The 22,248-nt window shown below is 65.8% G+C and carries 19 protein-coding genes and 1 pseudogene; 11 read left to right on the top strand and 9 right to left on the bottom strand.

Going from position 1 to position 22,248, the window contains the following annotated elements; all coding sequences use genetic code 11:
• The 3 genes from AC628_RS38895 to AC628_RS44525 all read right to left on the bottom strand — a co-directional run.
• On the bottom strand, positions 1 to 1,044 hold a 1,044-nt coding region (locus tag AC628_RS38895; protein ID WP_210190322.1), incomplete at its 3' end, for an FHIPEP family type III secretion protein.
• A 295-nt stretch (positions 1,045 to 1,339) separates the two neighbouring features.
• Positions 1,340 to 1,636, bottom strand: a complete 297-nt coding sequence (locus tag AC628_RS38890; RefSeq protein ID WP_074131918.1) for a hypothetical protein — start codon at positions 1,634 to 1,636, stop codon at positions 1,340 to 1,342.
• 104 nt (positions 1,637 to 1,740) lie between these two features.
• On the bottom strand, positions 1,741 to 1,950 hold the full coding sequence (locus tag AC628_RS44525) for a hypothetical protein (protein WP_168193535.1): 210 nt from the start codon (positions 1,948 to 1,950) through the stop codon (positions 1,741 to 1,743).
• Between the two features lie 269 nt (positions 1,951 to 2,219).
• Here AC628_RS44525 and AC628_RS38885 point away from each other — a divergent pair, with 269 nt between their 5' ends.
• Both AC628_RS38885 and AC628_RS38880 read left to right on the top strand, forming a co-directional pair.
• Positions 2,220 to 2,663: a hypothetical protein gene (locus AC628_RS38885; protein ID WP_074131916.1), complete on the top strand. Its 444-nt coding sequence runs from the start codon at positions 2,220 to 2,222 to the stop codon at positions 2,661 to 2,663.
• A 108-nt stretch (positions 2,664 to 2,771) separates the two neighbouring features.
• Positions 2,772 to 4,007, top strand: a complete 1,236-nt coding sequence (locus tag AC628_RS38880; RefSeq protein WP_074131920.1) for an MFS transporter — start codon at positions 2,772 to 2,774, stop codon at positions 4,005 to 4,007.
• Positions 4,008 to 4,014: 7 nt separating this feature from the next.
• Here AC628_RS38880 and AC628_RS38875 read toward each other — a convergent pair whose 3' ends face one another.
• The 3 genes from AC628_RS38875 to AC628_RS38865 form a co-directional block, all read right to left on the bottom strand.
• A complete protein-coding gene (locus AC628_RS38875) occupies positions 4,015 to 4,419 on the bottom strand; it encodes a DUF4864 domain-containing protein (protein WP_074131914.1) in 405 nt (134 codons plus the stop codon).
• A gap of 270 nt (positions 4,420 to 4,689) precedes the next feature.
• Positions 4,690 to 6,228, bottom strand: coding sequence for a lysozyme inhibitor LprI family protein (locus tag AC628_RS38870; protein WP_168193534.1), 1,539 nt, complete (start codon positions 6,226 to 6,228; stop codon positions 4,690 to 4,692).
• A gap of 68 nt (positions 6,229 to 6,296) precedes the next feature.
• Positions 6,297 to 6,845 (bottom strand): cupin domain-containing protein, encoded by a 549-nt coding sequence (locus tag AC628_RS38865; protein WP_018273259.1) that lies wholly within the window; start codon positions 6,843 to 6,845, stop codon positions 6,297 to 6,299.
• Between the two features lie 148 nt (positions 6,846 to 6,993).
• Here AC628_RS38865 and aptA point away from each other — a divergent pair, with 148 nt between their 5' ends.
• Both aptA and AC628_RS38855 read left to right on the top strand, forming a co-directional pair.
• On the top strand, positions 6,994 to 8,322 hold the full coding sequence (gene aptA / locus AC628_RS38860) for an omega-aminotransferase AptA (RefSeq protein ID WP_050425332.1): 1,329 nt from the start codon (positions 6,994 to 6,996) through the stop codon (positions 8,320 to 8,322).
• A 121-nt stretch (positions 8,323 to 8,443) separates the two neighbouring features.
• Positions 8,444 to 9,709, top strand: coding sequence for a D-amino acid dehydrogenase (locus AC628_RS38855; protein WP_074131912.1), 1,266 nt, complete (start codon positions 8,444 to 8,446; stop codon positions 9,707 to 9,709).
• A 22-nt stretch (positions 9,710 to 9,731) separates the two neighbouring features.
• Here the strand turns inward: AC628_RS38855 and AC628_RS38850 are convergent, their stop codons facing one another.
• Both AC628_RS38850 and AC628_RS38845 read right to left on the bottom strand, forming a co-directional pair.
• The gene (locus AC628_RS38850; RefSeq protein WP_074131911.1) at positions 9,732 to 12,863 is read right to left on the bottom strand and encodes a multidrug efflux RND transporter permease subunit; all 3,132 of its coding nucleotides are present in this window, start codon (positions 12,861 to 12,863) and stop codon (positions 9,732 to 9,734) included.
• 554 nt (positions 12,864 to 13,417) lie between these two features.
• Complete coding sequence (locus AC628_RS38845) at positions 13,418 to 14,062, bottom strand: TetR/AcrR family transcriptional regulator (protein ID WP_074131910.1); 645 nt, start codon at positions 14,060 to 14,062, stop codon at positions 13,418 to 13,420.
• Between the two features lie 152 nt (positions 14,063 to 14,214).
• On the opposite strand from AC628_RS38845, the gene AC628_RS38840 reads away from it, so the two are divergent.
• The 3 genes and pseudogenes from AC628_RS38840 to AC628_RS38830 all read left to right on the top strand — a co-directional run bounded on the left by AC628_RS38840 (position 14,215) and on the right by AC628_RS38830 (position 18,025).
• Entirely contained in the window at positions 14,215 to 14,712 is a 498-nt protein-coding gene (locus AC628_RS38840) for a (2Fe-2S)-binding protein (RefSeq protein ID WP_074131909.1), read from the top strand.
• Positions 14,709 to 15,754, top strand: a pseudogene (locus AC628_RS38835) (FAD binding domain-containing protein). Before AC628_RS38840 ends, AC628_RS38835 begins: the two are co-directional and overlap by 4 nt.
• A 3-nt stretch (positions 15,755 to 15,757) precedes the next feature.
• Entirely contained in the window at positions 15,758 to 18,025 is a 2,268-nt protein-coding gene (locus tag AC628_RS38830; protein WP_074131908.1) for a xanthine dehydrogenase family protein molybdopterin-binding subunit, read from the top strand.
• Between the two features lie 184 nt (positions 18,026 to 18,209).
• On the opposite strand, the gene AC628_RS38825 is transcribed toward AC628_RS38830, so the two are convergent.
• A complete protein-coding gene (locus tag AC628_RS38825) occupies positions 18,210 to 18,857 on the bottom strand; it encodes a cupin domain-containing protein (protein WP_074131907.1) in 648 nt (215 codons plus the stop codon).
• A gap of 181 nt (positions 18,858 to 19,038) precedes the next feature.
• Here AC628_RS38825 and AC628_RS38820 point away from each other — a divergent pair, with 181 nt between their 5' ends.
• From AC628_RS38820 to AC628_RS38805, 4 genes are all read left to right on the top strand, one after another.
• A complete protein-coding gene (locus AC628_RS38820; protein ID WP_074131906.1) occupies positions 19,039 to 19,806 on the top strand; it encodes an ABC transporter substrate-binding protein in 768 nt (255 codons plus the stop codon).
• 154 nt (positions 19,807 to 19,960) lie between these two features.
• A complete protein-coding gene (locus AC628_RS38815; protein ID WP_074131905.1) occupies positions 19,961 to 20,614 on the top strand; it encodes an amino acid ABC transporter permease in 654 nt (217 codons plus the stop codon).
• Entirely contained in the window at positions 20,611 to 21,342 is a 732-nt protein-coding gene (locus tag AC628_RS38810; RefSeq protein ID WP_074131904.1) for an amino acid ABC transporter ATP-binding protein, read from the top strand. Before AC628_RS38815 ends, AC628_RS38810 begins: the two co-directional genes overlap by 4 nt.
• 291 nt (positions 21,343 to 21,633) lie before the next feature.
• Positions 21,634 to 22,248: NAD(P)/FAD-dependent oxidoreductase (locus AC628_RS38805; protein ID WP_143202040.1), on the top strand; the 615-nt coding region annotated here is incomplete at its 3' end.

Genomic DNA, 22,248 nt, shown 5'->3' with positions numbered 1-22,248 from the left:
GGCCTCGGCGGCGTTGGCGACCCGCTTCTTCTTGCGCGCGTTCCAGGCCAGCGCCGCGGCGCCGGAGCCCAGCGCCAGGAAAGGCAGCGTCGGAATGCCCGGCAGCAGCGCCAGCACCAGCATGACGCCGGCCGACATGCCGAGCGCCTGCGGATAGCCGGAGAGCTGGCGCATCAGCGCCTTGTCGGCGGCGCCGGTGATGCCGGCCTTGGAGACGAGCAGGCCGGCTGCGGTCGAGACGATCAGCGCGGGCACCTGGGTGACGAGGCCGTCGCCGACCGTCAGCACGGTGTAGCTGCGGGCGGCCTCGCTGAAGGAGAGGCCCTGCTGGGCGACGCCGATGATGATGCCGCCGACGATGTTGATGCCGACGATCAGAAGGCCTGCGATGGCGTCGCCGCGGACGAATTTCGAGGCACCGTCCATCGCGCCGAAGAAGCCGCTTTCGTCTTCCAGCGCCTTGCGGCGCTCCTTGGCGGCCTTCTCGTCGATCAGGCCGGCGGAGAGGTCGGCGTCGATCGCCATCTGCTTGCCGGGCATCGAGTCCAACTGGAAGCGCGCCGCGACTTCGGCGATGCGGCCCGAACCCTTGGTGATGACCACGAAGTTCACGATCACCAGGATCGCGAACACGATGATGCCGATCACGAAGTTGCCGCCCATCACGAAGTTGCCGAAGGCTTCGATGACGTGGCCGGCGGCCGCCGTGCCCTCGTGGCCGTGGCTCAGGATCAGCCGGGTCGAGGCCATGTTCAGCGACAGCCGCAGCATGGTCGAGATCAAGAGGATGGTCGGAAACGACGAGAATTCCAGCGGCGCCTGGATGAACAGCGAGGTCATCAGGATCAGGATCGAGACCGTGATCGAGACCGCCAGGAAGAGGTCGAGCACGATCGAGGGCAGCGGCAGGATCAGTACCACCAGGATGGTGAGGACGCCGACCGCCAGCGCGATGTCGCCGCGCTTGAGGATGTCGCCGATCTCGCCGAGGCTCGGTAATCCGCTCTTGCCTGCCGTGCCCTGACCCGCCGTGATGTCGACCATGGTAGCCGCTCTCCCTCGCGACTGGCGGCCGCGGCCGCCAAGCGTCTGCGCGACGGCCGCAGGGCCGCCGTTCCGAAAGTGAGGCACCGCGCTGGCGTTCACGGGGATCTCCGCCCGTTAGACGCGTTCGACGACACTCGACTTCACTCGGCAATTCTTGCCGGGTGTATGGTTAGCAAAGGGTTAATAAGTGCCGTCTGAGGGCTGCGCCTGATGTCAAAGGCGTTCGGGCATGGGATTCCCGGCCGGAAAGGGGGCGGACCGTCCGGCTGTTCCGGCGACGGGGTCGCGGCCCCTATCTCAGCATACCGAGCACGGCGCCCGATGCGGCGATGAGGCCGAGCGTGATGACGCTGGCGCGCCACAGCAATTGCCGCCGGGCGGCGCGCCGGTCGTGGAACGCCAGCCAGTCGTGGACAAAGCCCACAGGGATATCGAACACCACCGTCGACTTGTTGCGACGGTGCGTCTCATGCTCGCAATACATCGTCCGGACGGTCGCCACGCCCAGCCGCTCGAGCTCGCAATGCCATTCCCAGGCATGCTTGCCGTTGGTCCAGCGATTTTCGAAAGGGGTCACGTGTGATTCCATGACGAGCCTCCTGGCCCACCCTTGAACCTCACGTGGCAATTCTAGCGCAATATCCGGGCCGGTGCGAGGCCGGTGTCGGCTGCACCGGACCGATCAGCGCGGCGTTAGTTGGCCGACTGCATCCATTTGCGCCAATGCGTCGGCTGGATGTCGAGGTGCCTGCTGCCGGCATGGTCGACCCACTCGGCGCCGTCCCGGTGGCACGGGAACATCAGCGCATGGACCATGCCGTCATAGTCGAGGACACAGACCTCGAGTTCCCGGTCCGACGGCGCTGTTGCAACGGGTAACCACTCTGCTGACGACGAATGCATGATGAGCCTCCGACAGTGTGCGCTTCGATCCTCATAACCTGCGAACTGCGCGCCATCCGGCGGGATGATAGGTCCGGATGGCGAGCCGCCAGTGTGAACCGGCTCGCATTGTATCAGTTTTTTCCTTGTCAGCATGGATCACGGTTCGGCCGACGATATTCCCGGCCGACCGGTCCGGCCGTGATCGCTGGGTCCACACCGCCATTGAACTTTCGCGGCCTCGTCTTCGACGAAAACGCCAGCAAGGCATTCAACCGCCGGAGGCATCCATGGCGAACCGCGCAGGTCGAACCGTCACGGCAGCATTCGCCGCGGCCATCGCGCTGCTGTCGGCGCCGGCCTCGGCCACGACGCTGCCCGACGATCGGACCTGGCTGATCCGCATGATCGCCTGCAACGGCAACGGCGTCCTGATGGAGGTCTATTTGCCGCAATCCGTCGCGTTCGCACCGCATGGCGGCATGGTGGCGGGCACAACGGCGGAGGGCTATTACACGCTCGATCTGACCGAGCTCAACAAGGGCAAGGGCCTCGAGCCGGTGCACGTCACGATGAGCGCGGACAAGAAGTTCGTGACGGTGGATCAGTACACGCGCGGCCTGCCGCCGACCCGCATCCCGGTCGGCGGCGGCACCGTCGATTTCGATCACCGGTTTGGGCTCGATGCGAAGTGCGGCCCGTTCCAGGCGCAGGATCCGAACTACGGCAAATGAGGTGCTCACGCGCCGGTGAAGTTCGGCGCGTCCCCTTGCTGCTGCATGCCTAATCTCTCGGCAATGCGGCTTGACCCGGAGGCAATTGCCGACGAAGTTCCGCGTGCCGTGGTAATTTCTTCTGAATATTCCCCTGAAGCTGCAACGTTCGTTCCCGACTCGAGCCGGGCATGGCTGCGCCTTGTCGTCGCCGTGGTGATCGGCTCGCTCGGCAGCGTCGGCATGTGGTCGGTCGTGGTGGCGCTGCCGATGGTGCAGACCGACTTCGGCGCGACCCGCGGAACGGCCTCGCTCGCCTTCACGATGGTGATGCTCGGCTTCGGCCTCGGCCAGGTCGTGACCGGCAAGATCAGCGACCGCTACGGTATCGTCGCGGCAATCGGCGCCGGGATCGGCATTCTCGGCCTCGGCTATATCGGGGCCGGCTACGCGCCGTCGATCCTGGCCTTCATCCTGCTCCATTTCGCGATCGGCCTGTCGTCGGCCGCGACCTTCGGTCCCCTGATGGCGGAGGCCTCGCACTGGTTCGAGCGCTACCGCGGGCTTGCGGTCGCGATCGCCGCCAGCGGCAATTATGTCGGGGGCACGGTGTGGCCGCCGCTGGTCAATTTCGGCATGCAGAGCGTCGGCTGGCGCACCACCCATATCGCGATCGGCATCTTCACCGCGATCGCGATGGCGCTGGCGCTCGTGGTGCTGCGGCTGTTGATGGGGGCGGCGACCCGGCGCAGCCATGTCAACGCGGCGCCGCCGCGCGTCGACCTCAAGCTCTCCACCAACGCGCTGACCGCGATCCTGTCGCTGGCGTCGATCTCCTGCTGCGTGGCGATGTCGATGCCGCAGGTTCACATCGTCGCCTATTGCGGCGATCTCGGCTACGGCGTGGCGCGCGGCGCCGAGATGCTGTCGCTGATGCTCGGCTTCGGCATCATCAGCCGGATCGGTTCGGGATTCCTCGCCGACAGGATCGGCGGCATCCGCACGCTCCTGATCGGCTCGATCGCGCAGGGCTCGGCGCTGCTGTTCTATCTGTTCTTCGACAGCCTGACCTCGCTCTACGTCATCTCGGCGATGTTCGGCCTGTTCCAGGGCGGCATCGTGCCGAGCTACGCCATCATCGTGCGCGAGGCGATGCCGGCGTCCGAGGCTGCGACCCGGATCGGCATCGTGATCTTCGCCTCGGTGTTCGGCATGTCCTTTGGCGGCTGGATCTCGGGCGTGATCTTCGACGCCACCGGTTCCTATGCGGCCGCCTTCGCCAATGGCCTGGCCTGGAACCTGCTCAACGTCAGCATCATCCTGCTGCTCCTGCTGCGGTCACGGCAGCGGCTGGCGATGGCATGAGCTGCGCTCATACCGCTTGACCGGCCTTCAGCAATGAGCAGCCGGTGATCTTCAAACTGCCGTCGGCCTGCCGCTCCAGCGTGTAGAGCGCCTCCCACGCCTCGCCATTGGCGTCGACGATGTGAACGCGCTGCGCAATCCGGTCGCCGTCGCTTTGCGCCGCGCCGAACTCGAAGCTCTTGTGGCGATAGACCGGCGCGTACTGGCTCTGCACCATCGACATGAAGATCTCGGCCTGCGGAAAGATCCGCCGGATCGCGGGCGCGGCGTAGGAATAGGCGCTAGCTGCGTCGTCGCGACCGAACGCCTGCTCCTGGGCGCGGATCACATCCCGCGCGGCGCCGGCGTCGTCGGCTCGGGCAGGTGAGGCGAGGGCGAACAGAATGGCGGCAATGAGGGCGATCGCGCGCATTGGAATGCTCCCTTCGATGGCTGAGCATACGCAAAAGAACCGCCGCGGTTTCATGCCCCATACGATTTCGATCAAAATTGATCTGCCGCAAGGCTCCTTCCGGCCGGCGCGTTAGCGTTCGTTCGTCAAGCTTGGAGGAGCGCCATGACCCTGGATACCATTCTCGTCGTCATCGCCGTGACTATGATGTTCGCAACGGTCGCATTCGTGATCGCCTATGGCGACCGGCAGACCCGCAACTTGTGATGGCGCAGCCATCAGGTCGCGCGGTTACCTGATCGAGCCCTTGAGATTGTCGATATCGGGCGAGGGCCGGGCGGGAAACAGCCGCGCGGTCGAGGAGTTGTCGAGCCGGCGCCTGCATTTGGCCTCATCGGCGCTGTCTTCAGCGCCGTCCTTCCCGGTGCGCTTCTTGGCGAAGGCATCGTCGAGCCGGTTGACGATCAGCATCGCATGGTCGCGCTCGAGCGTATCGGGATTCTTGCGCCGCTCGTCGGAGCGGAACGCGCCGCCTGCCATCTTGCCCGTCATCTCGTAGTCGCAGCCGGCCTTCCAGTCTCCCTGCTCCCATTTCCATCCCTTGGCCGTCACGGCGCCGTTGCCGTCGGCGGTGACCTTGATGATGGCGTTGTAGGCGAGCCAGACGCCGGCAAGTCCGCTGCGCTTGTCGTCAAAGCCTTCGAGCAGCGCCAGGCGTTCGCGCTGCAAGCCGTCGACGTGATCGCGTGCATCGACGGTGAAGTGGACCTGCGAGCTCTGCTTGTTCCAGGCCGGATGCAGGAATTCCGGGAATTGTTCGGTCTGGCTCTTCACCCAGTTGCGCTGGTCGTCGATCAGCGCGCGCCGCGTCGCCTCGTCGAGCCGCGGCTGCAACGCCTTCCAGGCGCGGTTCAGCCGCTGGTCGTTGTCGGCGAGATCAGGATCGGCGCAGATTTCCTCGTCGGTCGCCGTTTCAGGCTTCGTGCAGTCGAAGGTCGGCGCGACGAAGGTGATGTCCGCTTTGTCGGATGCCGCATCCTTGCCGGCGGCAAAATAGCTGCCGGTGACCTGCCACATCGACGAGCAGTCGTTGAGGCCGTCCCAGTCCTCGTCATCGATGGTCCCGACGATCCGCAAGGTCTCGCCCTGGCGGCGGAGTTTTAGTGACGGCGGCTTGGCGGGCGCGGCGGCTGCGTCCGTCGCCGTGTCGGTCTTTGGCTTGTCGGCCGGCGTGTCCGCAACGATCACCACGGTGCCGGCGAGCCATGCCGTCCCCGAAGGCTGCAACTCGGCGGTCAGCTTGCAGGTCCGCCTGCGGTCGCCGCCATAATCGCCGCGCAGATCGGCGGCGAGGCGATAGGCGCCGCCGTCGGCCGGCGTCAGCGTGATGCTGCCGAAGGCATTGACCCATTTGCCGGCAATGCCGGGCCGGCCGGATGCGATCCCCTCGAGCATAGCCGCGCGGCGGCGCAACGCTTCGGTGAAGCTCTGCTTCAGTTCGTCCTCGCCGGAATCGGCCAGCACTTCCGCGGCGTCGATGATCATCTCGTTGAACCAGGCCTGGTCGCGCTTCAACAGCGGCTTGACGTTCGCTGGCATCTTCGCGAGTGCCGCGTCGAATGCCTTGTCGATCTGCATCACCAGTCTGTCGGTACCGGCCTCCTTGCAGTCGGCGGTCTTGATCGTGCTATCGCCGCTGTCGCCGCACAGGCTGATCGCGGTCGGCGCGCTGCTCGATGCGCGCAGGAAATCGTCCATCGCAACCGATGGGCCGGACGAAAGGACCGTGATGGCCGCGACGGCGGCGGCAAGCCGTGGGGAGCAAGGCATGGACGTCATCCGCAAATGCCGCGACACGCGGCCCTTGCGGCTTGGGTCGCGCATCGCCTGCGCCGGGTTCAAAACGTCGGCGGCGTGCAGGCCGAAATCACCTCGCACGGCTTGGCGCCGATGCAGCGGAAGCGGTGCGGGCGGCGGCTTTCGAAGTAATAGGCGTCGCCGGCATTGAGCACCCGCCGCTCGTCGTCGACCGTGACCTCGAGCCGGCCCGAGACCACGATGCCGCCTTCCTCGCCCTCATGCACCAGCGGCACCCGGCCGGTGTCGCTGCCGGGCTCGTAGCGCTCTTTCAGGATCTGCAACGCACGTCCGAACAGGCTGTCGCCGATCTGCAGGTAGGAGATCGGCTTCTTGCCGATCTCGGTCAGCTCGTCGGCGCGGTAGAACGCCTTGCGCGGCCGCTCCGGCTCGATCGCGAAGAACTCCGCAAGCCCCATCGGGATGCCGTCGAGGATGCGCTTCAGCGCGCCGACCGACGGGTTCATCTGGTTGGATTCGATCAGCGAGATCGTCGAATTGGTCACGCCGGAGCGCTTGGCGAGCTCGCGCTGCGACAGCTTGTGCCGCGCGCGGATGAATCGAAGCCGACCGCCGATGTCGACGCTCATGACAGGATCCCTGTTGCAGGTGTTGCGGATCGAACAAATCTTCGCAGACCGCCTCAACAAGATCAATGGCTTGCGGTGTGACAGAAAAGGACTTGTTGAGTGCCGTGAAGAATGGTCCGACTAGGCTAACCAACAATGGAGCGCCGCCGTGACCGTTCATCAGATTCCGAACACCATCAAGACCGATTCGTTCTGGATGCCCTTCACGGCCAACCGGCAGTTCAAGAAAGCGCCGCGGCTGTTCTCCTCCGCCAAGGGCATGTACTACACCTCGGTCGACGGCCGGCAGGTGATCGACGGCTCCGCCGGTCTGTGGTGCGTCAACGCCGGCCATGGCCGCCCGCAGATCGCGGCCGCCGTCGAGCGCCAGCTGTCGACGCTGGACTTCGCGCCGTCCTTCAACATGGGCCACCCGCTGGCGTTCGATTTCGCCGAGCGTCTCGCCGAGATCGCCCCGAAGGGGCTGGATCGCATCTTCTTCACCAATTCGGGCTCTGAGTCGGTCGATACCGCGCTGAAGATCGCGCTGGCCTATCACCGCGCCGCCGGCCAGCCGACCCGCACCCGTCTGATCGGCCGCGAGCGCGGCTATCACGGCGTCGGCTTCGGCGGCATGTCGGTCGGCGGCATGGTCGCCAACCGTCGCCAGTTCGCGACCCATCTGCCTGGTGTCGACCACATCCGTCATACCCATGATCTCGCCCGCAACGCCTTCGCCAAGGACCAGCCGGACCACGGCGCCGAGCTCGCCGACGACGTCGAGCGGATGGTCGCGCTGCATGGCGCCGACACCATCGCCGCCGTGATCGTCGAGCCGGTGCCGGGCTCGACCGCGGTGCTGCCGGCTCCGAAGGGCTATTTGCAGCGGCTACGCGAGCTCTGCACCAAGCACGGCATCCTCTTGATTTTCGACGAGGTCATCACCGGCTTCGGCCGTCTCGGCACCCCGTTCGCCGCCAACTTCTACGGCGTGACGCCGGACATGATGACGACCGCCAAGGGCATCACCAACGGCACCGTGCCGTGCGGCGCGGTGTTCGCCAGCCGCCAAGTCCATGACGGGCTGATGGTCGGCCCTGACAACGCCATGGAGCTGTTCCACGGCTACACCTATTCGGCGCATCCGGTGGCCTGCGCGGCGGGTCTTGCCACGCTCGACATCTACAAGGACGAGGCTCTGCTGACCCGTGGCGCCTCGATCGCCGACTACTGGCGCGATGGCCTGCACTCGCTGAAGGGCCTGCCGAACGTCGTCGACATCCGCAACCAGGGTCTGATGGGCGCGGTCGAGCTCGCGCCGCGTGACGGCGTCGTCGGCGTACGCGGCTACGACGTGATGGTCGACTGCTTCAATCGCGGCCTCTACTTCCGCATGAGCGGCGACTCGCTGGCGCTGTCGCCGCCCTTGATCGTCGAGAAGTCGCACATCGACGACATCGTCTCGATCCTCGGCGATTCAATCAAGCGCGTGGCCTGATAATTGCTAGAGCGATAATTGCAAGCGAGATAATCGCTAGCTCTACAAATTGCTGTCGCCGTTGCGAAGCAGAGTGGTTTCGCAGCGGCGATTGCGTTTTCGCTGCAGGATGTGAGGAAAAGTGAAGGTCCTTGTTCTCGGCAGTGGCGTGATCGGCGTCACCTCGGCCTATTATCTCGCGCGCGCCGGCCATGAGGTGACGGTGATCGACCGCCAGCCGAAGCCCGCGCTGGAAACCTCCTTTGCCAATGCCGGCGAGGTGTCGCCGGGCTATTCATCGCCCTGGGCCGGCCCCGGCGTGCCGGTGAAGGCGGTGAAGTGGCTGTTGATGAAGCACGGCCCGCTGGTGATCCGCCCGAAGCTCGATCCGGTGATGTGGCTGTGGCTGCTCAAGATGCTGCGCAACTGCACCACGGCGCGCTACGCGGTGAACAAGAGCCGGATGATCCCGATCGCGGAATACAGCCGCGACTGCCTGCAGGCGCTGCGCAGCGAGATCGGCATCCGGTACGACGAGCGTGCGAAAGGCACGCTGCAGCTGTTTCGCTATCAATCGCAGCTCGATGGTACCGGCGACGACATCGCGGTGCTGAAGCAATATGGCGTGCCGTTCGAGGTGCTCGACCGCGAGGGCTGCATCGCCGCCGAACCGGCGCTCGCCGGCGTGAAGCAGAAATTCGCCGGCGGGCTGCGGCTGCCGCATGACGAGACCGGCGACTGCCACATGTTCACGCAGGCGCTGGCGCTGGAAGCCGAGAAGATCGGCGTGCGCTTCAATTTCAATACCGGCATCGACGGGTTGAATGCGGACGCAACCCGCATCACCGGCGTTGCGACCCGCGCCGGCGTGATGACCGCCGATGCCTATGTGCTCGCGCTCGGCAGCTATTCGCCGCATCTGGTGCGGCCGCTCGGCATCTCGCTGCCGGTCTATCCGGTGAAGGGCTATTCGATCACGGTGCCGATCAAGGACGCGAGCGGCGCGCCGGAATCGACCGTGATGGATGAGAGCTACAAGGTCGCGATCACCCGGCTCGGCGATCGCATCCGCGTCGGCGGCACGGCGGAAATCTCCGGCTACTCGACCAAGCTCTACGCCGCGCGCCGCGCGACGCTGGACCATTCGCTGACCGATCTGTTTCCGCGCGGCGGCGATCTTCCCAAGGCCACCTTCTGGTGCGGCCTGCGCCCGATGACGCCGGACGGCCCGCCGGTGATCGGCGCGACGCGCTATTCCAACCTGCACCTCAACACCGGCCACGGCACGCTCGGCTGGACCATGGCCTGCGGCTCGGGCCGCGTGCTCGCCGACATGCTCTCGGGGAAGACGCCCGAGATCGACACCAAGGAGCTGTCGATCAAGCGCTACGACCAGAGGTTCGGGTGAAGCCGCGGTTGCGGACGAGCCTCTACTCGGCGGCGTTCCTCACCGGCGGTTCGGCATCGTCGTCCCGCTTGGTTGCCGTCCAGCTCGACAGCGCGTTCGAGAGCCGATCGAGGTAGAGATACACGACCGGCGTCGTGAACAGCGTGAGCGCCTGGCTCACGATCAGGCCGCCGACCATCGCATAGCCGAGCGGCTGGCGGATTTCCGATCCCGTTCCGGTGCCGAGCATCAGCGGCACGCCGCCGAGCAGGGCCGCCATCGTCGTCATCATGATCGGCCGGAAGCGCAGCAGCGCCGCTTTCCGGATCGATTCGCGCGGCGACAGGTGCTCCTCGCGTTCGGCGGCGATCGCGAAGTCGACCATCATGATGCCGTTCTTCTTCACGATCCCGATCAGCAGGATGATGCCGATCAGCGCGATCAGGCTGAAATCGAACCCGAACGCCATCAGGATCGCCAACGCGCCGACCCCGGCCGATGGCAGCGTGGACAAGATCGTGAGCGGATGGATGTAGCTTTCATAGAGCATGCCGAGGATCAGATAGACCACGACCAGCGCGGCCAGGATCAGGAGCGGCACCGAACTCAGTGATTGCTGGAAGGCCTGCGCGGTGCCCTGGAAGCTCGAACTGAGCGTACCCGGGGCGCCGAGGTCGGCGACGGCGTTCTGGATCGCGTCGGTGGCCTGGCCCAGCGCCACGCCCTGCGCGAGGTTGAAGCTGATCGTGGTCGCCGGAAACTGCCCCTGGTGGGCGATCGCGAGCGGCCGCACCGGAACCGTCGTCCACTTGGCGAACACCGAGAGCGGCACTTCGTCTCCGGTCGTCGGCGACTTGATGTAGAGCCTGTCGAGCGTGTCGAGCTTGCCCTGCAATTCGGGGAGGATCTCGAGGATGACGTGATAGCTGTTGAGCTGGGTGAAGTATTGCGTCACCTGGCGCTGTCCGAACGCGTCGTACAGCGTGTCGTCGATCAGTTGCGGCTGGATGCCGTAGCGCGAGGCGGTGTCGCGATCGATCGTCAGCGTCAGCGTCGTTCCCTCGGTTTGCTGGTCGGTGGCGACGTCGCGCAGTTGGGGCAGGGTCTTCAGCCTGGTCAGGATCTTCGGCGCCCATTCGTTCAGCTCGGCGAGGTTGGCGTCCTGCAGGGTGTATTCGAACTGCGTCCGCGTGGCGCGGCCGCCGAGCCGGACGTCCTGCGACGCCTGCATGTAGAGCCGTGCGCCCTCGACCGCCTCGAGCTTCGGCCGCAGCCGAGCGATGATCTGCTCGGCGTTCGCGTCGCGCTCCTCGCGCGGTTTCAGCGTGATGTACATGCGGCCGGAATTCAACGCGGTGCCGCCGCCGCCGATGAACTCGGCCATGCTGTCGACCGCGGGATCGGCCCGGACAATGCTGCTGAGTTCTTCCTGATGCCGCTTCATGTCGGCAAACGAGATATCTTCCGCCATCTGCGATACGGCGATCAGGAAGCCGTTGTCCTGTTGCGGGAAGAATCCCTTGGGAATGATCACGAACAAATAGACCGACAGCGCAACGGTCGCGAAGAAGATGCATAGCGTGGTGCGGCTCCAGCGCAGCGCCAGATCGAGACCGCGCTCGTAGCCGTGCAGCATCCGATCGAATGCCGCTTCGCTCCATTGGTAGAGCCGGCCGTGCCTGGTTTCGGCATGCGCGCGCAGGAAGCGCGATGCCATCATCGGCGTCAGCGACAGCGACACCACCAGGGAGACGAAGATCGCCATTGCCAGGGTCACCGCGAACTCGCGGAACAGCCGGCCGATCACGCCGCCCATCAGGAGCAGCGGGATCAGCACCGCAACCAGCGAAATGCTGATCGACAGGATGGTGAACCCGATCTCGCCCGCGCCTCGTAGTGCCGCGGCGAGCGGCCGCTCACCCTGCTCGACATAGCGCGTGATGTTTTCCAGCATGACGATGGCGTCGTCGACCACGAAGCCGACCGCAATCGTCAGGGCCATCAGCGACAGATTGTCGAGCGTATAGCCGAACACCCACATCAGCGCGCAGGCACCGAGCAGCGCGAGCGGCACGGTGACGGCCGGAATCACCGTGGCCCAGAAGCTGCGCAGGAACAGGAAGATCACCATGACGACGAGCACGATGGTGATCAGCAGGGTGATCTGCACGTCCTCGACCGCCGCGCGGATCGTCAAGGTCCGGTCGCTGATGATCTTGATCTTGATGGCGGGCGGAATCGCGGCGATGAGTCTTGGAAGTTGCTCCTTGATCCTGTCGACCGTTCCGATGACATTGGCGCCGGGTTGCTTGAAGATGACGAGGAACACGCCGCGTTGGCCATCCGCCCAGGCGGCCTGTTTCATGTCTTCCGGCGCGGCGACGGCCTGGCCGATGTCGCGGATCCGCAACGGGCCGCCGTTGCGGTAGGCGACGATGACGTCATTCCAGTCCTTGGCATCCGGCAGCTGATCGTTGGCGTAGATCGTGTAGGCGCGGCTCGCGCCGTCGATGTTGCCCTTCGGACTGTCTGTCGTGGTGATGGCGATCTGGCCGCGGATGTCTTCCAGCGAGAGCCCCTTGGCGACCAGCTTGGCGGGATCGACCTGCACGCGAATGGCGGGCTTCTGCTGCCCGCCGATGAACACCTGGGCGACGCCCGAAATCTGACTGATCTGCTGCCCGAGCTGGGCGTCGACCGCATCGCTCACCTTGATCAGCGGCAGGGTGTCCGAGGTCGCCGACAAGATGAGGACAGGCGAGTCCGCCGGGTTGACCTTGCGATAGGTCGGCGGCGACGGCAGGTTCTTCGGCAACTGGCCGCCCGCGGCATTGATCGCCGCCTGGACATCGTTGGCGGCGCCGTCGATGTTGCGGTTCAGATCGAACTGGATGGTGACCGCGGTCGAGCCGAGCGAACTCGTCGAGGTCATCTGCGCGATGCCGGGAATCTGCGCGAATTGCCGCTCCAGCGGCTGCGCGACGGAGGAGGCCATGGTTTCGGGGCTGGCGCCGGGCAGGCTTGCGGAGATCTGGATGGTCGGAAAGTCGACCTGCGGCAGCGGCGCGACCGGCAGCAGCGGATAGGCGACCATGCCGACGAACAGAACGCCGGCCATCAGCAGCGAGGTGCCAATGGGGTAGCGGATAAACGGAGATGAGATGCTCTCGTTCATTTCTGCAATCCAAATGAACGGCAGGCGCATCTTTTCCCGAATGCCGGGAGTCGTCCTCGAAAGCTCGAGCGCGAACGCGCGTTTTCCTCGCCATGGCCAATTGGCAGATCGCGAAGTTGGCCTGCGCGTCTGCCTGTTTTCTTGCCAGCATAATCATTCCTGAGGACGGCGTGAATGGAAACATCGGATGGTCCATTCGACCTTCGTTCAATTGCCGCTGTTGGGGAGCCGTCAAACGTGTGCCTGGCGCGTGATATATCTTATTACGATATATCCGTCCCGTTCGGCCGGCTGCGCGATGGATCAACGAAAAGCCCGGCGCGGTGGCCGGGCTGGATCGCAAATATGAACTAGAGCAAATATGAGCTTGGACGCGTCAATACGATGATCTAGCCGGACGCCGGCCGGACCGTCTGTGCACTTTTTCACATTTGCCGATTTCTTTTTTGCTGCAGGCTCCGGCTGCAAGCGTAGCCCGGATGAGCGGAGCGATATCCGGGGTCCTTGATCCCGCATGTCGCTTCGCTCATGCGGGCTACCTGGCTTGGCTCAAGCTATGTTCGGCGCGGGGCTTTTCGGTCGGCCTTTCTCGCAGGCTTTGCCGTCGTCGCGGCGCTCGCCGGCTGCACGCGCAAGCCGTCCACGAACACATCCAGCAGCCTGAGCGCGGTGGTCTGCCAGCCCGGCTGGTCGTGCATGTAGCACATGCCGATCAGCGCGCGCAGCACGTCCTCGGCGCTGATATCGCTGCGGATGACGCCGGCTGCGACCGCACGCGCGAGCAGGGTGCCGATCGCCTTGGTCAGGCGATCGAACGAATAGGCGTGCAGCTCGGTCGAGCCGTGCGCGACCAGCGCGAGCGCTGCGACCATGCCCTTCTTGGTGGCGACGAATTCCACATTGGCGCGCAGCCAGCGTCGCAGCGCCTCGACCGGCTCGGGGGCGCATTGCAATTGCTCGGCAAGATCGCCGAGCTGCTCGACCTCGCGGCGATAGACCGCCTCATACAGCGCCTCGCGGGTCGGGAAGTGGCGGTAGAGCGTGCCGATGCCGACGCCGGCATGGCGCGCCACGGCCTCCAGGCTCGCCTCGCTGCCGCCGGCCGAGAACACGGCCTTGGCCGCTTCCAGCACGCGCTCGCGGTTGCGCACAGCATCGGCGCGCGGCTTGCGGACAATTTCTGGTGATGGATCGGCCATTGCTTTTTCTTTTCACCCTCCCTTGTAAACGGAGGATGCCTCCGTATATGGCGACCAGCACCGGGCCTGACAAGGCGCGCCGATCATGCATCGGCGGCCACGGGTTCCTGTTGCCTCGATTCAACCCGACCATACACTGATCGGAGCCCTGCATGAATCTCCCACTCAGTCTCACCATCAACGGCGTCCGCCGGGAAATCACCCTCGACGACCCCCGGGTCACGCTGCTCGACCTGCTGCGCGAGCGGCTCGACCTCACCGGAACCAAGAAGGGATGCGACCGCGGCCAGTGCGGCGCGTGCACCGTCCTGGTCGACGGCCGCCGCATCAATTCCTGCCTCGCGCTCGCCGTCAGCCATGACGGCGCGGAGATCACCACCATCGAAGGCGTCGGGCGCGGCGGCGAGCTGCATTCGGTGCAGGCCGCCTTCATCGCCCATGACGGTTTCCAGTGCGGCTTCTGCACGCCAGGCCAGATCATGAGCGGCATCGGCCTGATTCAGGAAGGGCAGGCCGGCGACGATCCGGAGCGGGTGCGCGAGTGCATGAGCGGCAATCTCTGCCGCTGCGGCGCCTATCAGGGGATCACCGAGGCCGTGCTCGAGGCACAATCCAACATGACCGCCACCAAGCAGAGGCGCTCCGCATGATGAATTTCGATTATGTCAGGCCGGCCAGCGTCGCGGACGCGATCGCGGCGGCCTCCGAAAAGGGCGCGAGCTATCTCGCCTCCGGCACCAATTTGCTCGACCTGATGAAGGGCGGCGTCAGCCGGCCAAGCCGCCTCGTCGACGTCACGCGCCTGCCCGGCTCGACCGCATCGAGCGTCTCGCCGACGGGAGCTTGCGCATCGGCGCGCTGGTGCGCAACGCCGATCTCGCGCATGACGCCGAGTTCGCGCGCAGCTATCCGGCGGTCGCCGAGGCGCTGCTGTCCGGCGCGTCCGCGCAGTTGCGCAATGCCGCCACCGTCGGCGGCAATCTGATGCAGCGGACACGCTGCGCCTATTTCTACGATGCCGGGAGCGCCTGCAACCGGCGCTGGCCGGGCGCCGGCTGCGACGCGCTGAAGGGCGAGAACCGCCTGCACGCAGTGCTCGGCTGGAGCGAGGGCTGCATCGCAACCCATCCGTCTGACTTCTGCGTGCCGCTGGTGGCGTTCGACGCCGTCGTCGAGATCGAGGGCAAAGGCGGCCGGCGCGAGCTGCCGCTCGAGGCGCTGCATCGTCTGCCCGGCGAGACGCCGGAGCGCGAGACCGCGCTGGAGCGTGGCGACCTGATCGTCGCGCTGCGGCTGCCGACTGAGGCGAAAGACTTCGCCAGGCATGCCCGCTACATCAAGGTGCGCGAGCGCACGTCCTACGCCTTCGCGGTGGTCTCGGCTGCTGCGGCCTTCCGCATCGAGGGCGGCAAGATCCGCGAAGCGCGGCTCGCGCTCGGCGGCGTTGCCGCAAAACCGTGGCGCGCGCGCGAGGCCGAGCAGGTGCTCGCGGGCGCCAGGCCGGATCCGGCGGTCTATCGCGAGGCGGCGCGCGCCGCGCTCGCCGCCGCAAAGCCGTCCGGCGACAACGCCTTCAAGATCGAGCTCGCGCAGCGCATCGTCGCGCGCGCGCTCACCCTTGCTGCCCGAGGCACGCCGGATCGCATTCCCGCGCTGCCGGGCTCTCCCTTCTCGTCCGTTGCAGGAGCGTAACGCATGACGGTTGAACTCAGTCTGACCCGCGACCCCGCCCATATCCGGCATGGCTCGAACATCGGCCAGCCGATGACCCGCACCGACGGCGTGCTGAAAGTCACCGGCAAGGCGCGCTATGCCGCCGACAATCATCCGGCCGGCATGGTCTATGCCGTGATCGCGACCAGCTGCATCGCGCGTGGCCGTGTCACTTCGCTCGATGTCGCCGCCGCCAAGCGCTATCCCGGCGTGATCGACGTGATGACCCCGGCGCACAAGCCGGAGCTCGCGGAAGATCCCGACGCCAAGGGCAATCCGTTCGCCTTCCGCATGGAGCTCTTGCAGAGCGACGAGGTGCGCTACGCCAACCAGGCGATCGCGGTCGTGATCGCCGAGACGCTGGAGGCCGCAACCGAAGGCGCGGCGCTGCTGTCGCCGCGCTACCAGGTCGAGATCGCGCGCGTCGGCCTCGACGCCGGCGAAGCTTACGCACCGCCGGTGGTCGGCATCGGCAATCCCGCCGAAGTCCGCCATGGCGATATCGACGCCGGCATGGCTGCGGCTACGAAGCTGACTGATGCGACCTACGAGACCCCGGCGCAATATCACAACGCGATGGAGCCGCACGCGATCGTCGCGGTGTGGGACGGCGACCGTCTGTTCATCGATACGCCGAGCCAGGGCATGGGCTTCGCCCAGATGCGCGTCGCCGGCCTGTTCGGCATTCCGCCGGCGAACATCCACATCAACAGCCCGTTCCTCGGCGGCGGCTTCGGCTCCAAGGGGCTGATCTCCGGGCCGCAGGTGCTCGGCATCATGGCGGCCAAGCTGATTGGCCGTCCGGTCAAGCTCGTGCTGCGCCGTGGCCAGATGTATGGCCCGGTCGGCCATCGTCCGCCGACCCGCCAGCGCATCCGGATCGGCACCGACGATGCCGGCGTGCTGGCCGTGATCAATCACGAGGCGCGCGTCACGACGTCGAGCTTCGACGATTTCTACGAGCCAGCGGCCGACGCCTCGCACACGCTCTATGCCAGCCCGGCGATCCGCACCGCCCATGAAGCGGTGCGCGTCGACACCGGCACGCCGCTGTTCATGCGCGCGCCGGGCGAGGCCACCGGATCGATCGTGCTGGAAAGCGCGATCGACGAGGCGGCGTTCGCCTGCGGCATCGATCCGCTGGAGTTCCGGCTGAAGAACTATGCCGAGGTCGAGCCGACCACCGGCAAGCCGTTCTCCTCCAAGGCGCTGCGCCAGTGCTATGCCAGGGCCGCCGAACGCTTCGGCTGGGCGGGACGTCCACTGCAACCGAGGCAGATGCGCGACGAGAACGGTTTTCTGGTCGGCTGGGGCATGGGGACCGCGACGTTCCCGGCCATCATGTTCCAGGGCAACGCGCGCGCGGTGATCCGCGCCGATGGCAACGGTGTGATGGAGACTGGCGCGCATGACATGGGGCAGGGCGCCTGGACCGCGCTGGCGCAGATCTCGGCCGACTCGCTCGGTCTCGATTTCGACCAGCTGACGTTCCGCTCCGGCAGCTCCGATCTGCCCGATGCCGGCATTGCCGGCGGCTCGGGGCATACCGCAACCGTCGGCGCCGCAATCCACAATGCCGGTGCTGCCGTGATCGCAAAACTCGCCGAGCTTGCGACCACGGACGAGCGCTCGCCGCTGTTCGGCGCCGGCAATGCCGGCGTGGTGGCGCGCGGTGGACGGCTGCATCGCCGCGACGACGATGCGCGCAGCGAAAGCTACGTCGAGATCCTGGCGCGCGCCGGCCTCGCCGAGGTCGACGCCAGCGGCAGCGGCGCAGCGGATGCGGCGGCGCAGTCGCAATATGCGATGCACGCGCATGGCGCTGTGTTTGCCGAGGTCAAGGTCGATCCGGAGCTCGGCCAGATCCGCGCCACGCGTCTGGTCGGCGCGTTCGCCGCCGGCCGCATCATCAATCCGTTGATGGTGCAGAGCCAGCTGCGCGGCGGCATGATCTGGGGCCTGTCATTCGCGCTGCATGAGGAAGCGGTGATGGACCATCGTTCGGGACGCATCCTGAACGCGAACCTCGCCGAGTATCATGTGCCCGTGAATGCCGACGTGCCGCCGATGGAAGTGATCACGGTCGACGAGCACGATCCGCACGTCAATCCGCTCGGCATCAAGGGCGTCGGCGAGATCGGCATCACCGGCAGCGCCGGCGCAGTCGCCAACGCCGTCTTCCATGCCACCGGCATCCGGGTGCGGAATTTCCCGATCAAGATCGAGGAGATCGTGATGGGGTTGGGCTGACGCTGGCTCGACGTGATCGCGCCGTAACAACAGGTGTCGTCCCGGCGAAAGCCGGGACCCATAACCACGAATGTGAGTTACGGAGCGACGCTGGGGCCGCAGCTTTCTTCGACAACACAATCCTGTGGTAATGGGTCCCGGCCTTCGCCGGGAGCCGGGACGACGGCGGTAGAGGAAGCGCAGCCTACCCCGCCGCCGTCACGCAATTCACCCACAGCACCACGGCGTTGGCATCGCGCGCCGGATTGGAAAATCGGTGCGGCCTGCGGCTCGCGAAGCGGAAGCTGTCGCCCTGCTTCAGCGTCCAGGTCTCGGTGTCCACCGTCAGCGTCATCTCGCCCTGCAGCACAAGGCCGGCCTCTTCGCCGTCATGGGTATAGAACTCGTCGCCGGTGTTGCCGCCGGGTTCGAGGTGCACCAGGAACAGATTGAGCCGGCTCTCGCTGCCAGCGGGGCTCAAGAGCTGCTTTGAGATTCCGGTGCGCCACAGTTTCAGCTCGGCGCGCTGCACCTCGCGGGTCACCACGCCGCCGGCGCTGTCATCCTTCCGCGCCGCGCCGAACAGCGCGGCGATGCCGACGCCGAGCACGTCGGCCAGTGTCGCCAGCACGCGCAGCGAAGGCGACGAGAGGCCGCGCTCGATCTGGCTGATGAAGCCGATCGACAAATCGGTGCGCGCGGCGACCAACTCCAGCGACATCTGCTTGGCGCGGCGCAGGTCGCGGATGCGGCGTCCGACCGCGAGATCCATCGCGGGCTCGGCCGGCTTCTTCACGGGCTTTTTGGCCGCGCGGCGTGCCGTCACGGGCTTCGCTGCCGCACCTTTGCGCATTCTCCTGCCGCCGCTCACGTCACACAGCTTCCTTCATGTGCATGAAAACCGCTTGCATTGGCCGCGGTTTCGTGACCACAATTTCATATTGGTGAAAATAGGCCGGAACGGCGTCGCCCGCAACCAAAAGCGCTGACACAGCGGGCGAGGCGGAACCGGCGCCAGTTCGGGAGGTGGTGCGATGTCCTTTCAGCGTCTCGTCCAGGCCGCGGTGGCGGCGTTTGCCCTTGCCGTGAGCGCGCCGTCGGTGGCGCAGCAGGTGCTCAAGGTCGGCTCGACGCCGACCGGCATTCCGTTCACCTTCCTCGACACCAAGACCAATTCGATCCAGGGCATCATGGTCGATCTCGCCACCGAGATCGGCAAGGATGCCGGCTTTACCGTGCAGATCGAGCCGATGCAGTTCTCGGCGCTGATCCCCTCGCTGACCGCGAACAAGATCGACATCATCGCGGCCGCGATGTTCGCCACCGCTGCGCGCAAGGAGGTGATCGACTTCTCCGAGCCGGTCTACACCTATGGTGAAGGTTTGGTGGTGCCGAAGTCCGACACCAAGGCCTATGCCACGCAGGAGGACCTGAAGGGCACGGCGGTCGGCGCCCAGGTCGGGACGGCCTTTGTCGACGCGCTGAAGAAGACCGGGCTGTTCAGTGAGGTCAAGGTCTACGACACCATTCCCGACATCCTGCGCGACGTGAATGCCGGCCGCCTCAAGGCCGGCTTCGCCGACTATCCGATCCTCGCCTACAATCTGCAGCAGGGCAATTTCGCCGACGTCCGGCTGGTCGACGGCTACAAGCCCGTCACCGTCGGCACGGTCGCGATCGGCATCCGCAAGAGCGACACCGAGCTGCTCGCCAAGATCAACGCCTCGCTGGCGAAGCTGAAGGCCAACGGCACGATTGCGAAGATCCTCGAGAAATGGGGCCAGAAGGCGAGTGGGTCGTGACGGCGTGTGCCCCGATGAGAGTTGGCATTGAGCTTCACTGCATTCTCCGCGTCATTGCGAGGAGCGCTTGCGACGAAGCAATCCATCTCTCCGTGTTTGCGGACCGATGGATTGCTTCGCTCCGCTCGCAATGACGCTTCCATAATGTGAGCCGATGCAAAAATTCTTCCATGACGCCGTCGAGTTCGTGCCGATCCTGTTGCAGGGTGTCTGGCTGACCATCGTCGTCACTGTCGGTTCGCTGTTGCTGTCGACCGTGCTCGGGCTGGTGTGGGCCTTGATGCGGGTGTCCGGCATCCGCATCCTCGTTTGGCTCAGCGCCGCGCTGATCAATGTGATCCGCGGTATCCCGATCATCGTGCTGCTGTTCTACATCTATTTCGTGATGCCCGATTTCGGCATCGCGCTGTCAGCGCTGCAGGCCGCGATCATCGGGCTCGGCATCGCCTACTCGGCCTATCAGGCGGAGAATTTCCGCGCCGGCATCGAGGCGATCGACAAAGGGCAGATCGAGGCGGCGCAGACCATCGGCATGGGCTGGTGGCTCACCATGCGCCGCGTGGTGCTGCCGCAGGCGGTCAGGATCATCCTGCCGCCCTACGGCAACATCATGATCATGATGCTGAAGGATTCCTCGCAGGCCTCCACCATCACGGTCGCCGAGCTGGCGCTGCAGGGTAAGCTGATCGCCTCCTCGACCTTCAAGAACACCAGCGTGTTCACCCTGGTGGCGCTGATGTACCTCACCATGAGCATTCCGCTCATCCTGCTGGTTCGGCACTTCGAGAACAAGGCGAACCGCAAATGATCGAGCTCAGCGACGTCCACAAGAGCTTTGGCAAGGTCGAGGTGCTGAAGGGCATCACCGCCTCGGTCGCCAAGAGCGAGGTGGTCTGCATCATCGGTCCCTCAGGTTCCGGCAAGTCGACCATCCTGCGCTGCATCAACGGGCTCGAGAGCTATGATCGCGGCGAGATCAGCGTCGAGGGTGCGCGCGTTGACAACAACGACCGCTCGATCGTCGCGATCCGCACCCAGGTGTCGATGGTGTTCCAGCGCTTCAACCTGTTTCCGCATCGCACCGCGCTCGAGAACGTCATTGAGGGCCCGCTTTATGTGAAGAAGGAGCCGCGCGAGCAGGCGATCGCCCGCGGCCGCGCGCTGCTCGCCCAGGTCGGGCTCGCCGACAAGGCCGAGGTGCATCCGCCAAAGCTCTCCGGCGGCCAGCAGCAGCGCGTCGCGATCGCGCGTGCGCTGGCGATGCAACCGAAGGCGATCCTGTTCGACGAGCCGACCTCCGCGCTCGATCCCGAACTGGTCGGCGAGGTGCTGTCGGTGATGCGCAAGCTCGCCGATGACGGCATGACCATGGTCGTCGTCACGCATGAGATGGGCTTTGCCCGCGACGTCGCCGACCGCGTGCTGTTCATCGACGGCGGCGTCATCGTCGAGCAGGGCGCCGCCAAATCCGTCCTCAACCAACCGCAGCACCCGCGCACCCAGGATTTCCTGCGCCGCGTGCTGCACCCGCTGTGATTTGATCATGGTGACGTCGGGTCGAGAGGCTGCCGCATCGGCGCCGTCCTCCCTCTCCCGCTTGCGGGGGAGGGCCGGGGTGGGGGTCTCGCCACGAGTTGGAGTCATCGTGGGGAGAAAGCCCCCACCCGTATCGCATCTGCGATGCGACATAGCCGAAGCTTCGCTTCGGCGTTCTTCAAGAACGGTCGCCGAAGGCGACCTATGCTCCCCCGCACGCGGGAGAGGTGAAGGGAGTGCGTGGCAGCGCCTGCACATCCTCATCATCTCGTCTCAGTTCGGTAACTTCCTATGACCACTTCCACCCGCCTTCCTCTCCCACCCAGCCTCTATGCCGACACCGCGGTCGAGGCGACGCCAACACCCCCGCTAACATCGGACAAGACCGTGCCGGTCGCGATCATCGGCGGCGGCTTCACCGGCCTGTCGACTGCACTGCATCTCGCCGAGCAGGGCGTACTTGCCACCGTGCTCGAAGCGCAGGAGCCGGGCTGGGGCGCCTCCGGCAACAATGGCGGGCAGACCAATCCCGGGCTGAAGCACGACCCGGACCAGATCGAGCAGGATTTCGGCACTGAGCTCGGCCGCCGCATGATCGCATTCTCCTACGGCAACACCAACTTCACCCATGATCTGATCCGCCGCTACCAGATCCCCTGCGAGGCGCGGCAGAACGGCACGCTGCGCGCCGCCTACAATGAGGCGAGTGCTGCCGCGATCGCGACCACGGCGAAGCAGTGCATCCGGCGCGGCATGCCGGTGAAGCTGCTCAACGCCGCCGAGCTGCGCGAGATGACCGGCAGCGACCGCTATCTCTGCGCGATGCTCGATGCGCGCGGCGGCGATTTGCATCCGCTGAGCTACGCCCGCGGGCTGGCGCGCGCGGCGATCGGGGCCGGCGTTGCC

It is taken from the genome of Bradyrhizobium sp. NAS96.2, from assembly GCF_001908235.1.
Classification (GTDB): Bacteria; Pseudomonadota; Alphaproteobacteria; order Rhizobiales; family Xanthobacteraceae; genus Bradyrhizobium.
This window is presented reverse-complemented; position numbering and strand designations above follow the sequence as displayed.

What these genes read in the sequence shown, in the direction of transcription:
- AC628_RS38890 (WP_074131918.1), bottom strand. Translation starts at nt 1,636, where the DNA reads ATGGAATCACACGTGACCCCTTTCGAAAATCGCTGGACCAACGGCAAG.
- AC628_RS44525 (WP_168193535.1), bottom strand. Translation starts at nt 1,950, where the DNA reads ATGCATTCGTCGTCAGCAGAGTGGTTACCCGTTGCAACAGCGCCGTCG.
- AC628_RS38885 (WP_074131916.1), top strand. Translation starts at nt 2,220, where the DNA reads ATGGCGAACCGCGCAGGTCGAACCGTCACGGCAGCATTCGCCGCGGCC.
- AC628_RS38875 (WP_074131914.1), bottom strand. Translation starts at nt 4,419, where the DNA reads ATGCGCGCGATCGCCCTCATTGCCGCCATTCTGTTCGCCCTCGCCTCA.
- AC628_RS38870 (WP_168193534.1), bottom strand. Translation starts at nt 6,228, where the DNA reads ATGCCTTGCTCCCCACGGCTTGCCGCCGCCGTCGCGGCCATCACGGTC.
- AC628_RS38865 (WP_018273259.1), bottom strand. Translation starts at nt 6,845, where the DNA reads ATGAGCGTCGACATCGGCGGTCGGCTTCGATTCATCCGCGCGCGGCAC.
- AC628_RS38850 (WP_074131911.1), bottom strand. Translation starts at nt 12,863, where the DNA reads ATGAACGAGAGCATCTCATCTCCGTTTATCCGCTACCCCATTGGCACC.
- AC628_RS38845 (WP_074131910.1), bottom strand. Translation starts at nt 14,062, where the DNA reads ATGGCCGATCCATCACCAGAAATTGTCCGCAAGCCGCGCGCCGATGCT.
- AC628_RS38840 (WP_074131909.1), top strand. Translation starts at nt 14,215, where the DNA reads ATGAATCTCCCACTCAGTCTCACCATCAACGGCGTCCGCCGGGAAATC.
- AC628_RS38830 (WP_074131908.1), top strand. Translation starts at nt 15,758, where the DNA reads ATGACGGTTGAACTCAGTCTGACCCGCGACCCCGCCCATATCCGGCAT.
- AC628_RS38825 (WP_074131907.1), bottom strand. Translation starts at nt 18,857, where the DNA reads ATGCGCAAAGGTGCGGCAGCGAAGCCCGTGACGGCACGCCGCGCGGCC.
- AC628_RS38820 (WP_074131906.1), top strand. Translation starts at nt 19,039, where the DNA reads ATGTCCTTTCAGCGTCTCGTCCAGGCCGCGGTGGCGGCGTTTGCCCTT.
- AC628_RS38815 (WP_074131905.1), top strand. Translation starts at nt 19,961, where the DNA reads ATGCAAAAATTCTTCCATGACGCCGTCGAGTTCGTGCCGATCCTGTTG.
- AC628_RS38810 (WP_074131904.1), top strand. Translation starts at nt 20,611, where the DNA reads ATGATCGAGCTCAGCGACGTCCACAAGAGCTTTGGCAAGGTCGAGGTG.